The sequence below is a fragment of the Pseudomonas alkylphenolica genome, assembly GCF_000746525.1.
In the GTDB taxonomy this organism is placed as follows: Bacteria; Pseudomonadota; Gammaproteobacteria; order Pseudomonadales; family Pseudomonadaceae; genus Aquipseudomonas; species Aquipseudomonas alkylphenolica.
Genome location: NZ_CP009048.1, coordinates 1467424 through 1481980, shown reverse-complemented (window position 1 = coordinate 1481980; position 14557 = coordinate 1467424). Strand labels below are relative to the sequence as shown.

Below are 14557 nucleotides of genomic sequence, written 5' to 3'. Positions count from 1 at the left end.
TGTCCTCGCAGCACAGATTAGGTAGTACGGACTCCACTTTATGCTGCCTTTGGACGCACTCCAGACGACCTTAGTCTTAGATGCAAAACTGTTTTACCGATTCGGTAATAGCCAGAAACGACAAGGGCCGCAGCACCGTTTCTGGTGCTGCGGCCCTGGAAGGTGCCAGATAGAAGCCTTAGGCCATTATTTGGTGGTCCACTCGGCGACGCGCTCAGGGTGTTTGGCTACCCAGTCCTTGGCTGCGGCCTCGGGTTTTGCGCCCTCTTGAATGGCCAACATGACCTCACCGATTTCATCCTTGGACTGCCATTGGAACTTCTTCAGGAAGTCCGCCACTTCCGGTGCCTTGCTTGCCAGTTCCTTGCTGCCGATGCTGTTGACGGTTTCTGCCGCGCCGTACACGCCTTTGGGGTCTTCAAGGAACTTGAGTTTCCACTTGGCGAACATCCAGTGCGGCACCCAGCCGGTGACGGCGATCGATTGTTGCTTGGCATAGGCGCGGCCCAGTTCGGCGGTCATCGCCGCGCCGGAACTGGCCTGGAGTTTGTAGCCGCTGAGGTCGTAGTCCTTGATGGCCTGATCGGTCTTGAGCATGACCCCGGAGCCGGCGTCGATGCCGACAATCTTGTGCTTGAAGCTGTCGTCGCTCTTGAGGTCGGCCAGGGAGTTGGCCTTGACGTAGTCGGGGACGATCAGGCCGATCTTGGCATCCTTGAAGTTAGGGCCGTAATCGACGACGTTATCTTTGTTCTTGTTCCAGTAATCGCCATGGGTTACCGGCAACCAGGCCGACATCATCGCGTCGAGCTTGCCGGTCGCCACCCCCTGCCACATGATCCCGGTGGCCACGGCCTGCAGTTTGACGTCGTAGCCGAGCTTCTGCCTGATCACTTCGGCCGCCACGTTGGTGGTCGCCACACTGTCGGACCAACCATCGACGTAGCCGATGCTTACTTCCTTGGCCATCGCCTGCGCAGCGCCGATAGCCATTGCCAGGGCGGTGCCCACCCCCAGGAGTCGTCGCATTTTCATCAAAGCTTCCCCTCGTCACGTCACGGAACCTGCATCATCAACCGCTGATGCCCGCTGACCTGCTCTGGCAACGACCTCCAGGCATCGACAAGCGACATCACATCGCCAGCTAGCTGTGCAGTTACATGAAGCAACATCCAACCCGGGTAACTTTGCCTGCCGAGGCTTTAGCCCGTGCCATTTGCAGGTACTATTGGCGGCTTTGCTCCCTGACGGTCCGATCCATGTCCCCGACTGCCCGCTTCCCGCTGCTGCCCTATCTGTTCGCCTGCCTGCTCGGCCTGTTTGCGCTGGGAGGGCTCTGGTATGGGCTGGGCAAGCCGGTGGTGCTGCCGGATGCGGCCAGTGCCTCGCATAAACTGCAGTGCGCTTCCTACACGCCGTTCGACAAGGACCAGTCGCCGTTCGACCAGCCGTTCCAGCTGCGCCCAGCGCGCATGGACGCCGACCTGGCCCTACTGGCCCAGCGCTTCGAGTGCATCCGTACCTATTCGATGACCGGGCTGGAGATGATCCCGGAGCTTGCACGCAAGCATGGTTTGAAAGTCATGCTCGGCGCCTGGATCAACGCCAACCCGGTGGACACGCAAAAAGAGGTCAAGGCCCTGATCGCCTCGGCCAATGCCAACCCTGACGTGGTCAAGGCGGTAATCGTCGGCAACGAAACCCTGCTGCGCAAAGAGGTCACCGGCCCGCAACTGGCGGCGTTGATCAACCAGGTAAAAAGCCAGGTCAGCGTGCCGGTGACCTATGCCGATGTCTGGGAATTCTGGCTGCAGCACCCGGAAATCGCCCCGACCGTGGATTTTCTGACCATTCACCTGCTGCCTTACTGGGAAGATGATCCCAAGAGTATCGACGACGCCCTGGTGCATGTCGGCGAGATCCGTCAGGTGTTCGGCAACCGCTTTGCGCCCAAGGACATCGTCATCGGTGAAACCGGCTGGCCCAGCGAAGGCCGTCAGCGCGAAACTGCCCTGCCCAGCCGGGTCAATGAAGCACGCTTCATTCGCGGCTTTGTCGCCATGGCCGAACAGCACGGCTGGCACTACAACCTGATCGAAGCATTCGACCAGCCGTGGAAGCGCGCCAGCGAAGGCGCGGTCGGCGGTTACTGGGGCTTGTACGACGCCGACCGTGAAGACAAAGGCATTCTTGAAGGGCCAGTCAGCAACCTGGCGCTCTGGCCGCAATGGTTGATTGCCTGTGGTCTGCTGTTTGTCGCCACCCTGGTGCTTGCCGGCCGTGTACGCGGTACGCGGTCTGCCTTGCTGTTGCCGCTGCTGGCTGCCCTGGGTGCCGCGAGCCTGGGCTTGTGGGGCGAGCTGGTGCGGATCAACAGCCGCTTTGCCGGTGAGTGGATCTGGGCGGTGCTGCTGGGCGGATTGAACCTGATCGTCCTGGCCCACGGTGCCCTGGCGCTGGCGCAACGTGACGGCTGGCGCGAGCGGGTCTTCGCCTGGCTTGAGGCGCGGGCTGGCTGGTGGTTGCTGGCGGCGGGTTTTGCCGCCGCGGTGAGCATGCTGGCGCTGGTGTTCGATCCGCGTTATCGCAGCTTCCCGAGCGCCGCACTGCTGCTGCCTGCGGTGGTCTACCTGCTGCGCCCGGTACGCGGCCCGCGGGCCGAGATCGGCCTGCTGGCGTTCATTGTTGGTGCCGGCATCGCACCGCAGCTGTTCCGCGAGGGCTTGAGCAACCAGCAGGCGCTGGTCTGGGCGGGGGTCAGTGTGCTGATGGTGGGGGCGTTGTGGCGTAGCCTGAGGGTGGGAGCGGGCTTGCCCCGCGAGGCGATTTGACTGACACACTGCAATCGCGGGGCAAGCCCGCTCCCACAGGTAGTTGCTCCCACCGGCAATCAGCGCGCCTGCCGCACCAGACGCAACCCGGCCAGCACCACGGCAAATACCGCGATACTGGCGCTGTACAACACCAGCGCCGGAATCGCGAACACCAGCGCCAGCACTGCCAGACGCCAGCCCGCTCGCGCCGGCAGCAACTGGGCCAGCAATGCCAGGCCCAGCGCGGTCCAGGCAATAACCCTGAAGTGGATCATCAAACCCAGTACCGAACGCGCCTGGCATTGCCACACTTGCGCCTGTTCGGCGCAGACACCCACCCACTGTGCGTCTTCCATCAGGACATAACGCACCCCGTAACTGGCCGCCAGCCACAGGGGCAGAAACAGCAACAAGGTGATCAGCGGCAAACGGCGGGACATGGAACGCTCCGGAATCATCGAAATCGGCGCCCAGCATAAAGCTCCGGGCTGTCTATGCAAGGCAAAAGCGCCAGCCTCGACTACTTTGAACAGAAGATAAATGGAACCAATTGTTGCCGCGCCACCGGTGAAAACGGCAACATCAGGAACGATAAATGCCGGAGCGCCAGGCAACTTTGCCGGGGACACGATGGTCCTAGCCTGCGTAACGCACTTTGCTGCAGCTTTTGGGGATCCGTCATGCTTCGATCAATACGCCTCACCGCCCTCTTGGGCGGCCTAATCCTGAGTGCGTCCGCTTCGGCGCAAGATATCGACGCCGCCAGTTACGGCTACCCGCTGACCAACCCGTTCGAGGCGACCATCGCCACCACGCCGCCGGACTTGCGCCCGGAGTTGCCCAGCGACGATGACATCACCCAGTCCGACTACAGCCTGAACATGCGCCCGGAGCGCGCTTTCACGCTCCCCGACAATTTCTGGGCGGTAAAACAGCTCAAGTACCGTATCGCCAGGCAGGACCACCCGGCACCGCTGATCTTTCTCATTGCCGGTACCGGTGCGCCCTACTCCAGCAGCATCAACGAATACCTCAAAAAGCTGTTCTACAAAGCCGGCTACCACGTGGTGCAACTGTCCTCGCCGACCAGCTTCGACTTCATCACCTCGGCTTCACGCTTCGCCACCCCCGGCGTCACCAGTGATGACGCCGAAGACCTGTACCGGGTCATGCAGGGCGTGCGTGCGCAACATCCACGCCTGCCGGTTACCGAGTATTACCTCAGCGGCTATAGCCTCGGCGCCCTAGATGCGGCGTTCGTCAGCCATCTGGACGAAACCCGGCGCAGCTTCAACTTCAAGCGTGTACTGCTGCTCAACCCGCCGGTCAATCTCTACACCTCGATCACCAACCTCGACAAACTGGTGCAAACCGAGGTCAAGGGCGTCAACAGCAGCACCACGTTCTACGAGCTGGTCCTGAACAAGCTGACCCGCTACTTCCAGCAAAAAGGCTACATCGACCTCAACGATGCCCTGCTCTATGACTTCCAGCAGTCGCGCCAGCACCTGACCAACGAGCAGATGGCCATGGTCATCGGTACCTCGTTCCGCTTTTCGGCCGCCGACATCGCGTTCACCTCCGACCTGGTCAACCGCCGTGGGTTGATTACCCCGCCCAAGTACCCGATCACCGAAAGCAGCAGCCTCACGCCGTTTTTCAAACGGGCGCTGCAGTGCGACTTCGATTGCTACATTACCGAGCAGGTCATTCCCATGTGGCGCGCCCGTACCGACGGTGGCAGCCTGCTGCAACTGGTTGACCAGGTCAGCCTGTATGCCCTCAAGGACTATCTGCAACAGAGCCCGAAAGTTGCCGTGATGCACAACGCCGACGACGTGATCCTCGGCCCCGGCGATATCGGTTTTCTGCGCAAAACCTTTGGCGAACGCTTGACCCTTTACCCCCACGGCGGCCATTGCGGCAACCTCAACTACCGCGTCAACAGCGACGCCATGCTGGAGTTTTTCCGTGGTTAAACGCCTACTGATTGCGACTGCACTCCTTGCCAGTGGACTGGCCCAGGCCGAAGAACCCGCTCCGCGTGCCAGTGTTGTCGAAGCCGATGGCTTCACCCAGCCACTCAAAGAACTCAAATTCAATCCGGGCCTGGACCAGCGTGAGTTCGAGCGTTCGACGCTCGCCGCACTGAATGTCTATGACCCGCTGGAGTCGATGAACCGGCGGATCTACCACTTCAACTACCGCTTTGACCAATGGGTATTCCTGCCGGTGGTCGATGGCTACCGCTATATCACCCCGGGTTTTGTCCGTAGCGGCGTGAGCAACTTCTTCAGCAACCTGGGCGATGTCCCCAACCTGCTCAACAGCCTGCTGCAGCTCAAGGGCAAGCGTTCGATGGAAATCACCGCGCGCCTGTTGCTCAACACCACCATTGGCGTCGCCGGCCTGTGGGACCCGGCAAGCAAGATGGGCCTGCCGTACCAGAGCGAGGACTTCGGCCAGACCCTGGGTTTCTATGGCGTGCCGGACGGCCCGTACCTGATGCTGCCGATTCTCGGCCCGTCGAACCTGCGCGATACCGGTGGACTGGCGGTGGACTTCGCCGCCGAGAGCCAGATCAACTTCCTCAACGTTGCCGAAGTCAGCAGCAATCATCCGGAAGTGGTAGTGCTGCGGGCGGTCGACAAGCGTTACACCACCCGTTTCCGCTACGGTCAGCTGAACTCACCGTTCGAATACGAGAAGGTCCGCTACGTCTACACCGAAGCGCGCAAGCTGCAGATCGCCGAGTGATCACGGTAGGAGCGGGCTTGCCCCGCGATAGCGATTTGTCAGCTACATCGCTATCGCGGGGCAAGCCCGCTCCCACAGCAGGCCTGCTCGCGCCGGCTACAAGCCGAGGAAGTTGCACAACTCCCGACGCTTGGCCAGGGCGTCGCGGCGGCCCAGCTCGATCAACTCGCTGCAATAACCGGCTTCGAACAGCAGGTAGCTGAGCACCCCGGCGCCGCTGGTTTTGGTCGCGCCCGGGCCGCGCAGGAACAGGCGCAAAGCCGCGGGCAGCTCACGCCGATGGCGGGCGGCGATTTCATCCAGTGGCTGGCTTGGCGCAACCACCAGCACGTCTACCGGTGCCAGGCCCAGGCGCCGGCGCTCCAGATGCTCGGGCATCAGGTGGCTGAGATGGTTGAGGCGCTGCAGCAACTCGATGTCGTCTTCCAGGCTGTCGATGAAGGTGCTGTTGAGCATATGCCCACCGATCTGTGCCAGGCTCGGCTGCTGGCCGCTGAAAATCCGCGGACGCAGCTCGCCCTCGACCGGACGCTGCGGGTTACCACTGACACCGACCACCAGCACCCGGCTGGCCCCCAGGTGCAGCGCCGGGCTGATCGGTGCCGACTGGCGCACCGCGCCGTCACCGAAGTACTCCTCGCCCAGCTTGACCGGCGCGAACAGCAGCGGAATGGCTGAGCTGGCCAGCAAGTGCTCGACACTCAAACGGGTGGGCAGACCGATGCGCCGGTGGCGCAACCAGGGATCAATGGCGCCGCGGCCTTGATAGAAGGTTACCGCCTGGCCGGACTCATAGCCGAAAGCGGTCACCGCCACGGCATGCAGGTGCTGCTGTTCGAGGGCATGGCCGATGCCGCTCATGTCCAGGTTCTGGTTAAGCAGATGACGCAGCGGCGAGCTGTCGAGCAAGGCCACCGGTACCGGTGATCCAAGACCGAGCAAACTGTGGCCGACGAAGCGGCTGGCCTGGCGAATCACCCCCGGCCAGTCGCTGCGCAGTACCTGATGGCTGCGAAAGCCCTGCCAGAAGCTGGTCAGGCGCCGGATCGCATCGGCAAAGTGCGTCGCGCCGCAGGCCAGGGTCACGGCGTTGATGGCACCCGCAGAGGTACCGACGATCACCGGAAACGGATTGGCCGCGCCAGGCGGCAGCAGGTCGGCAATCCCGGCCAGCACACCGACCTGGTAGGCGGCGCGGGCGCCACCGCCGGAGAGGATCAATCCTGTGATCGGTGCTGACATACTGCCTTCCTGGGAGAATGTGGTGAATTCATCGCGGGGCAAGCCCGCTCCCACAGAGGTTGCATGGCTCTGTGGGAGCGGGCTTGCCCCGCGATCGCCTCAACGCCGTTTTTTGTAGAGCTTCGGCGCCCCCGGCGGACGCGACTTGAAGCGCCGATGCGCCCAAAGATACTGCTCCGGGCACTCGCGCAATGCCACTTCAATCCATTGGTTGATACGCAGGCAATCGGCTTCTTCGGTCTCGCCCGGGAAATCCTCCAGCGGCGGATGAATCACCAGCCGATAGCCGCTGCCGTCCGCCAGGCGCTGCTGGGTAAAGGGAATCACCCGCGCCTTGCCCAGTCGGGCAAACTTGGTGGTGGCGGTGACTGTCGCGGCCTGGATGCCGAACAGCGGCACGAACAGGCTCTGCTTGGCGCCGTAGTCCTGATCCGGTGCGTACCAGATCGCACGCCCGGCGCGCAGCAGCTTGAGCATGCCGCGCACGTCCTCACGCTCGATGGCCAGCGAGTCAAGGTTGTGCCGCTCGCGGCCACGGCGCTGAATGTAGTCGAACACCGGGTTGCCATGCTCACGGTACATGCCGTCGATGGTGTGCTCCTGACCGAGCAGGGCCGCACCAACTTCCAGGGTAGTGAAGTGCAATGCCATCAGGATGGCCCCCTGGCCATCACGCTGAGCGGCCTGCAGGTGTTCCAGGCCTTCGATGTGCGCCAGGCGCGCCAAACGGGCCTTTGGCCACCACCAGCTCATGGCCATTTCGAAGAAGGCGATGCCAGTGGAGGCGAAGTTTTCCTTGAGCAGGCGCTTCCGTTCGACGGACGGTAGCTCCGGAAAGCACAGTTCCAGGTTGCGCGCCGCAATATAGCGGCGCTCACCGGCTACCCGGTACATCAAGGCCCCCAGCACACGGCCGATCACCAGCAATACCCGGTATGGCAGCTGCACGATCAGCCACAACAGCCCCAGGCCCAGCCACAGCGGCCAGAAGCGCGGGTGCAGAAAGTAACGACGAAAACGCGGGCGATCCATTAAAGATTCCGGAAAGACAATGGCCGGGCATTCTACAACGGTTCGGCACGGGTTGCGGCTAACCGGCGTTCTCGTTATAAGTCTGGGCACTTTTTCGTAACAAGCCGCCCTATGCAGACCATGAGCCAAACCCAAACGCCAGACCAAGACCCTGTGTTCCAGCTCAAGGGCAGCATGCTCGCCATCACCGTGCTCGAGCTCGCCCGGAACAACCTCGAAGGCCTCGACCGGCAGTTGGCGGCCAAGGTTGCCCAGGCACCGAATTTTTTCAGCAACACGCCGCTGGTGCTGGCCCTGGACAAGCTGCCGGCGGGTGAAGGTCCGATCGATCTGCCCGGGCTGATGCGCGTCTGCCGCCATCATGGCCTGCGCACCCTGGCCATTCGTGCCAGCCGCATCGAAGACATTGCCGCGGCCATCGCCATCGACCTGCCGGTGCTGCCACCGTCCGGCGCGCGCGAGCGGCCGGTCGAACCCGAGCCTGAGGTGAAGAAGCCAGAGCCGCCACCGGCCCCGGTTCCGCCGCCGGAACCGGCGATCAAACCGACCAGGATCATCACTACGCCAGTACGCGGTGGCCAGCAGATCTACGCCCAGGGTGGCGATCTGGTCGTGGTGTCGTCGGTCAGTCCGGGCGCGGAACTTCTCGCCGATGGCAACATCCATGTGTACGGTGCCATGCGTGGGCGGGCGCTGGCCGGAATCAAGGGCAATACCCGGGCACGCATTTTCTGCCAGCAGCTGACTGCCGAAATGGTCTCGATCGCCGGCCAGTACAAGGTCTCCGAAGACCTGCGCCGTGATCCGTTGTGGGGCACCGGCGTGCAGATCAGCCTGTCTGGTGACGTGTTGAACATCACCCGTCTTTAACGGATACTTGCCGCCATTTTCTGCGCAACTTATTTCGATGTTGCCGTTTTTGTATTTTTTGGGACTCAACGTCCTTTTTCATTAGGGGTGAAACACCTTGGCCAAGATTCTCGTGGTTACATCCGGCAAGGGTGGTGTGGGTAAGACCACCACCAGCGCCGCTATTGGTACCGGCCTCGCACTGCGTGGTCACAAGACGGTCATCGTCGACTTCGACGTCGGCCTGCGTAACCTCGACCTGATCATGGGCTGCGAACGCCGCGTGGTGTACGACTTCGTCAACGTGGTCAACGGCGAAGCCAACCTGCAGCAGGCGCTGATCAAGGACAAACGCCTTGAGAACCTCTTCGTGCTGGCCGCCAGCCAGACCCGTGACAAGGACGCGCTGACCCAGGAAGGCGTGGAAAAGGTCCTGATGCAGCTCAAGGAAGACTTCGAATACGTGGTCTGCGACTCCCCGGCCGGTATCGAGAAAGGTGCCCACCTGGCGATGTACTTTGCCGACGAGGCCATCGTCGTGACCAACCCGGAAGTCTCCTCGGTACGTGACTCGGACCGCATGCTCGGCCTGCTGGCGAGCAAATCGCGCCGCGCCGAACGCAACGAAGACCCGATCAAAGAACACCTGCTGATCACCCGCTACCATCCAGAGCGCGTGAGCCAGGGCGAAATGCTTGGCGTCGAAGACGTCAAGGAAATCCTCTCGGTCGCCCTGCTGGGCGTGATCCCGGAATCCCAGGCGGTGCTCAAGGCATCCAACCAGGGCGTACCGGTGATTCTCGACGACCAGAGCGATGCCGGTCAGGCCTACAGCGACACCGTCGATCGCTTGTTGGGCAAAAATGTGGAACATCGGTTCCTTGATGTGAAGAAGAAGGGATTCTTCGAGCGCCTGTTTGGAGGCAACTAACCAATGAACCTTTTTGACTTCTTTCGTGCCAGCAAAAAAGTAAGCACCGCCTCGGTCGCGAAAGAGCGTCTACAGATCATCGTGGCGCACGAGCGCGGTCAGCGCAGTACTCCGGACTACCTGCCAGCCCTGCAGAAGGAACTGGTGGAGGTGATCCGCAAGTACGTCAACATCGGCTCCGATGATGTGCAGGTCGCTCTGGAAAACCAGGGCAGCTGCTCGATCCTGGAACTCAACATCACCCTGCCCGATCGTTGATCGGCGCCTACGGGTAACCTGCCACGGCGTGTGGGAGCGGGCTTGCCCCGCGATGCGATTTGACAGACAGATCGCTATCGCGGGGCAAGCCCGCTCCCACACGCCGTTGGCGTTTGCAGAGAACACGCAATGCCGCTGTCCAATGTTCACGTCCTCTATGAGGATGACGCGATCCTGGTGATCAACAAACCGACCCTGCTGCTGTCTGTGCCCGGGCGCGCCGACGACAACAAGGATTGCCTGATTACCCGCCTGCAGGAAAATGGCTATCCCGACGCCCTGATCGTCCATCGCCTGGACTGGGAAACCTCGGGGATTATCCTGCTGGCCCGCGATGCCGACAGTCACCGCGAGCTGTCCCGACAGTTCCATGACCGTGAAACCGAGAAGGCCTACACCGCCCTGTGCTGGGGCCAGCCGGAACTCGACAGCGGCAGCATCGACCTGCCCCTGCGCTACGATCCGCCGACCAAGCCGCGTCATGTCGTCGACCACGAGCAGGGCAAGCATGCGCTGACCTTCTGGCGCATTCTGGAGCGCTGTGGCGATCACTGCCGGGTGGAGCTGACGCCGATTACCGGGCGCTCGCACCAGTTGCGCGTGCATATGCTGTCGATCGGCCATCCACTGCTGGGTGATCGTTTGTATGCCTACCCTGAAGCCCTCGCCGCCCATGAGCGCCTGTGCCTGCATGCGAGCATGCTCAGCTTTACTCACCCGGTGTCCGGGGAGCGGCTGCGCTTTGAGTGTCCGGCGCCGTTCTGATTCACCGCATCGCGGGGCAAGCCCGCTCCCACCGAGATCAAAAGTAGCTTGTGGGAGCGGGCTTGCCCCGCGATAGGCACGCCACAAATCCCCCGCCAAGTACGCTAAACTCGCGCCACTGCTGTCTGGAGTGACCTATGCGCGATGCACTGAACCAAGGCCTGATCGACTTTCTCAAGGCTTCCCCCACGCCGTTCCACGCCACCGCTGCCCTGGCCCAACGCCTGGAAGCCGCCGGTTACCAGCGCCTGGACGAGCGCGACAGCTGGGCCACCGTGGCCGGCGGTCGCTATTACCTGACCCGCAACGACTCCTCGATCATCGCCTTCAAGCTCGGCCGCCATTCGCCGCTGCTCGACGGCATCCGCCTGGTCGGTGCGCATACCGACAGCCCGTGCCTGCGGGTCAAGCCGCAACCGGAGCTGCAGCGCCAGGGCTTCTGGCAGCTGGGCGTTGAAGTCTACGGCGGCGCCCTGCTCGCCCCGTGGTTCGACCGTGACCTGTCGCTGGCCGGACGGGTGACCTTCCGTCGTGACGGCAAGGTCGAAAGCCAGCTGGTCGACTTCAAGCTGCCGATCGCGGTCATCCCCAACCTGGCGATCCACCTCAATCGCACCGCCAACGAAGGCTGGACGATCAACCCGCAGACCGAACTGCCACCGATCCTGGCCCAGGTCGCCGGTGACGAGCGTGTCGACTTCCGCGCCCTGCTCACCGACCAGCTGGCGCGCGAGCATGGCCTGAACGCCGATGTGGTGCTGGACTACGAACTGAGCTTCTACGATACCCAAAGCGCCGCGCTGATCGGCCTTAACGGTGAGTTCATCGCCGGTGCGCGCCTGGACAATCTGCTGTCCTGCTACGCCGGCCTGCAGGCCTTACTCAGTGCCGACAGCGAAGAAACCTGCGTACTGGTGTGCAACGACCACGAAGAAGTCGGCTCGTGCTCGGCCTGCGGCGCCGATGGCCCGATGCTCGAACAGACCCTGCGCCGCCTGATGCCCGAGGGTGACGACTTCGTCCGCGTGATCCAGCGCTCGCTGCTGGTCTCGGCGGACAATGCCCATGGCGTGCACCCCAACTATGCCGACAAGCATGACGGCAACCATGGTCCCAAGCTCAATGCCGGCCCGGTGATCAAGGTCAACAACAACCAGCGCTACGCCACCAACAGCGAGACGGCCGGGTTCTTCCGCCATCTGTGCATGGCCGAGGAAGTGCCGGTGCAAAGCTTCGTGGTGCGCAGCGACATGGGTTGCGGCTCGACCATCGGCCCGATCACCGCCAGCCACCTGGGTGTGCGTACCGTGGACATCGGCCTGCCGACCTTCGCCATGCACTCGATTCGCGAGCTGTGCGGCAGCCACGACCTGGCGCATCTGGTCAAGGTGCTGACGGCGTTCTATCGCAGTCGCGATCTGCCCTGAAAAGCAGCGCAGGGCAAGCCCCGCTACTGACCTCAATCACACTCCCTCAAAGCCATACCCGCTATGCTTGCAGCATAAATTCGAATCCAAGGACCTTGCCGCATGTCTGCTTTCCAATCCCTGTTCCTTCCGGTAATTGCCGGCCTGATCCTGCTGACCGTGGGCTTCACCCTGCGTGAGCGCAATGTCGGTGTGTTCATGATGTGGATCGGCACCCTCGGCATGATCGGCATCATGTGCTGGAAGATCCTCGAGAAACTCAACTGACAAATACACTACACTCGGGCGATTGATCGTTTTGAGGTTGATTGTCCGGTGCCCGCTTTTTTCCGCGTTCTAGCTGTATTCCTGGCGTTATTCTTCCTGGCCCCGGCCCACGCTGCCGGCCTGCCGAGCCTGCTTGGCGGTAGCAAAGCCCAGCCCGAGGCCAGCGAGCCGCTGGCCCAGTCCCTGGACGAAGTCATCAAGAACCTGGAAAACGATCAGCAGCGCAGCAAGCTGCTGGCCGACCTGAAGAAGCTGCGCGACAGCACCAAGCAGGCGCAACCGGCTGCCGAGCAAGGCGTACTGGGCCTGATCGGCAGCACGTTCGCCGAGCTGGAAAAACAGTTCAGTGGAGACGCCAGCCCGCTCACGCGCTGGACCCGCGAGCTGGAACTGGCCCAGATCGAATTCAACGCTCGCCTGGTTCCACTCCAGGAATGGCCCCCCATCCTGTTTGGCTTCGCCACCATCATTGCGCTCTGGAGCCTGCTGGCCTATGCCCTGAACTGGGTCAGCCATCGGCTGCGGCTGCGCTTCGGTCTGACGGAAGAATTGCCGCAGCACCCACGCACCTGGGACCTGGTGCGCTTTGCCTTGCGCAAGCTCGGCCCGTGGCTGGTGGCGCTGCTGATTACCGTGTACCTGAGCTTCGCCCTGCCCTCGTCACTGGGCAAGTCGATGGCCATGGTGCTGGCGTATGCCCTGGTGGTGGGTACCTGCTTCTCGGCGATCTGCGTCATCGCCTTTTCCCTGCTCGACGGCCCGCACCGCCATCGCGCCCTGCACATCCTTCGCCACCAGGCCTTTCGCCCGCTGTGGCTGATCGGCAGCTTCGCCGCCTTTGGCGAGGCGATGAATGATCCGCGTATGGCCGGTTCCCTCGGCGATCACCTGGCACACACCCTGGCTACCCTGGCCAACATTCTGGCGGCACTGTCGACTGCGCTGTTCATCCTGCGCTTTCGCCGTCCCATCGCTCATCTGATCCGCAACCAGCCGCTGTCTCGGCGCCTGACCCGCCGGGCGCTTAGCGATACCATCGAAATCCTCGGGACCTTCTGGTATTTGCCAGCGCTGGTGCTGGTTGGCATCTCGCTATTTGCCACGTTCATCTCCGCGGGTGATACCAGCACCGCCCTGCGTCAGTCGTTGATGTGCACGGTGCTGCTGATTCTGTGCATGGTCATCAATGGTCTGGTGCGTCGCCATGGGCTTAAACCGCAACGGGCCAACCGCCGCCAGGCGGTGTATAACGAACGCCTGCGCAACTTTGGCTACACCTTGGTGCACATGGCGATCTGGCTGGTGTTTATCGAGCTGGGCTTGCGGGTCTGGGGCTTTTCCCTGATTGGCTTCACCGAAGGCGAAGGCCATGAGGTAGCGATGCGCCTTCTCGGCCTGGCCGGCACCCTGATCGCCGCCTGGCTGGTGTGGATCCTCGCCGACACTGCCGTGCACCATGCCTTGACCCGCTCGCGCAAAGGCCTGGCCAACACCCGCGCGCAAACCATGATGCCGCTGATCCGCAACGTGCTGTTCGTAGCGATTTTCATCATTGCGGTGATCGTCGCCCTGGCCAATATGGGCATGAACGTCACCCCGTTGCTGGCCGGTGCCGGGGTGATCGGCCTGGCCATCGGCTTCGGTGCCCAGTCACTGGTCGCCGACCTGATTACCGGCCTGTTCATCATCGAAGACTCGCTGGCGATTGACGACTATGTCGATGTCGGCGGTCACCTCGGCACGGTCGAAGGCCTGACCATCCGCACCGTACGCCTGCGCGATATCGACGGCATCGTCCACACCATCCCGTTCAGTGAAATCAAGAGCATCAAGAACTACTCCCGCGAGTTCGGCTACGCGATTTTCCGCGTGGCGATTCCGCACAGCATGAACATCGACCAGGCCATCAGCCTGATTCGCGATGTCGGCCAGAAGATGCGCAACGACCCGTTGATGCGCCGCAACATCTGGTCGCCACTGGAGCTGCAAGGGGTGGAGAGTTTCGAATCGGGCTCGGCGATCCTGCGCGCACGCTTCAAGACCGCGCCGATCAAGCAGTGGGAAGTGTCGCGGGCCTTCAACCTGGCGCTCAAGCGTCAGCTCGATGAAGCCGGGCTGGACCTGGCGACGCCGCGGTTGTCGGTGCAGGTGATCACGGCTGGCGGGGCGAGCGCTGATTAGGGCCTTATCGCGGGTCAAGCCCGCTCCCACCGGGC

Annotated in this window: 14 protein-coding genes; 10 read left to right on the top strand and 4 right to left on the bottom strand. The window is 62.4% G+C overall.

Annotated elements, in window-relative coordinates; genetic code table 11:
• Positions 1-186 precede the first annotated feature (186 nt).
• Positions 187-1035, bottom strand: a complete 849-nt coding sequence (locus PSAKL28_RS06875) for a glycine betaine ABC transporter substrate-binding protein (RefSeq protein ID WP_038608247.1) — start codon at positions 1033-1035, stop codon at positions 187-189.
• 224 nt (positions 1036-1259) lie between these two features.
• On the opposite strand from PSAKL28_RS06875, the gene PSAKL28_RS06870 reads away from it, so the two are divergent.
• Positions 1260-2831, top strand: coding sequence for a glycoside hydrolase family 17 protein (locus tag PSAKL28_RS06870; RefSeq protein ID WP_038608245.1), 1572 nt, complete (start codon positions 1260-1262; stop codon positions 2829-2831).
• 59 nt (positions 2832-2890) lie between these two features.
• Here PSAKL28_RS06870 and PSAKL28_RS06865 read toward each other — a convergent pair whose 3' ends face one another.
• Positions 2891-3253, bottom strand: a complete 363-nt coding sequence (locus PSAKL28_RS06865; protein ID WP_038608243.1) for a hypothetical protein — start codon at positions 3251-3253, stop codon at positions 2891-2893.
• Positions 3254-3493: 240 nt separating this feature from the next.
• On the opposite strand from PSAKL28_RS06865, the gene mlaY reads away from it, so the two are divergent.
• Positions 3494-4792 (top strand): lipid asymmetry maintenance lipase MlaY, encoded by a 1299-nt coding sequence (gene mlaY / locus PSAKL28_RS06860; protein WP_038608241.1) that lies wholly within the window; start codon positions 3494-3496, stop codon positions 4790-4792.
• On the top strand, positions 4785-5570 hold the full coding sequence (locus PSAKL28_RS06855; protein ID WP_038608239.1) for an MlaA family lipoprotein: 786 nt from the start codon (positions 4785-4787) through the stop codon (positions 5568-5570). The genes mlaY and PSAKL28_RS06855 overlap by 8 nt, the downstream gene beginning before the upstream one ends.
• 96 nt (positions 5571-5666) lie before the next feature.
• Here PSAKL28_RS06855 and PSAKL28_RS06850 read toward each other — a convergent pair whose 3' ends face one another.
• Together PSAKL28_RS06850 and PSAKL28_RS06845 are read right to left on the bottom strand one after the other, a co-directional pair.
• Positions 5667-6812 (bottom strand): patatin-like phospholipase family protein, encoded by a 1146-nt coding sequence (locus tag PSAKL28_RS06850; RefSeq protein WP_038608237.1) that lies wholly within the window; start codon positions 6810-6812, stop codon positions 5667-5669.
• 99 nt (positions 6813-6911) lie between these two features.
• On the bottom strand, positions 6912-7844 hold the full coding sequence (locus PSAKL28_RS06845) for a lipid A biosynthesis lauroyl acyltransferase (protein ID WP_038608235.1): 933 nt from the start codon (positions 7842-7844) through the stop codon (positions 6912-6914).
• Between the two features lie 111 nt (positions 7845-7955).
• On the opposite strand from PSAKL28_RS06845, the gene minC reads away from it, so the two are divergent.
• The 7 genes from minC to PSAKL28_RS06815 all read left to right on the top strand — a co-directional run bounded on the left by minC (position 7956) and on the right by PSAKL28_RS06815 (position 14522).
• Positions 7956-8714: a septum site-determining protein MinC gene (gene minC, locus PSAKL28_RS06840; protein WP_038608233.1), complete on the top strand. Its 759-nt coding sequence runs from the start codon at positions 7956-7958 to the stop codon at positions 8712-8714.
• Between the two features lie 97 nt (positions 8715-8811).
• Complete coding sequence (gene minD / locus PSAKL28_RS06835) at positions 8812-9624, top strand: septum site-determining protein MinD (protein ID WP_038608231.1); 813 nt, start codon at positions 8812-8814, stop codon at positions 9622-9624.
• 3 nt (positions 9625-9627) lie between these two features.
• Positions 9628-9882: a cell division topological specificity factor MinE gene (gene minE, locus PSAKL28_RS06830; RefSeq protein ID WP_010224188.1), complete on the top strand. Its 255-nt coding sequence runs from the start codon at positions 9628-9630 to the stop codon at positions 9880-9882.
• Between the two features lie 129 nt (positions 9883-10011).
• The gene (locus tag PSAKL28_RS06825) at positions 10012-10647 is read left to right on the top strand and encodes an RluA family pseudouridine synthase (RefSeq protein WP_038608228.1); all 636 of its coding nucleotides are present in this window, start codon (positions 10012-10014) and stop codon (positions 10645-10647) included.
• Between the two features lie 137 nt (positions 10648-10784).
• Positions 10785-12074 carry a M18 family aminopeptidase gene (locus tag PSAKL28_RS06820; RefSeq protein ID WP_038608226.1) on the top strand — a complete coding sequence of 430 codons (1290 nt, stop codon included), beginning with the start codon at positions 10785-10787 and terminating at the stop codon, positions 12072-12074.
• Positions 12075-12176: 102 nt separating this feature from the next.
• Positions 12177-12341 (top strand): hypothetical protein, encoded by a 165-nt coding sequence (locus PSAKL28_RS27830; protein ID WP_167335113.1) that lies wholly within the window; start codon positions 12177-12179, stop codon positions 12339-12341.
• A gap of 48 nt (positions 12342-12389) precedes the next feature.
• On the top strand, positions 12390-14522 hold the full coding sequence (locus tag PSAKL28_RS06815; RefSeq protein WP_038608225.1) for a mechanosensitive ion channel family protein: 2133 nt from the start codon (positions 12390-12392) through the stop codon (positions 14520-14522).
• The last annotated feature ends 35 nt before the right edge of the window (positions 14523-14557 follow it).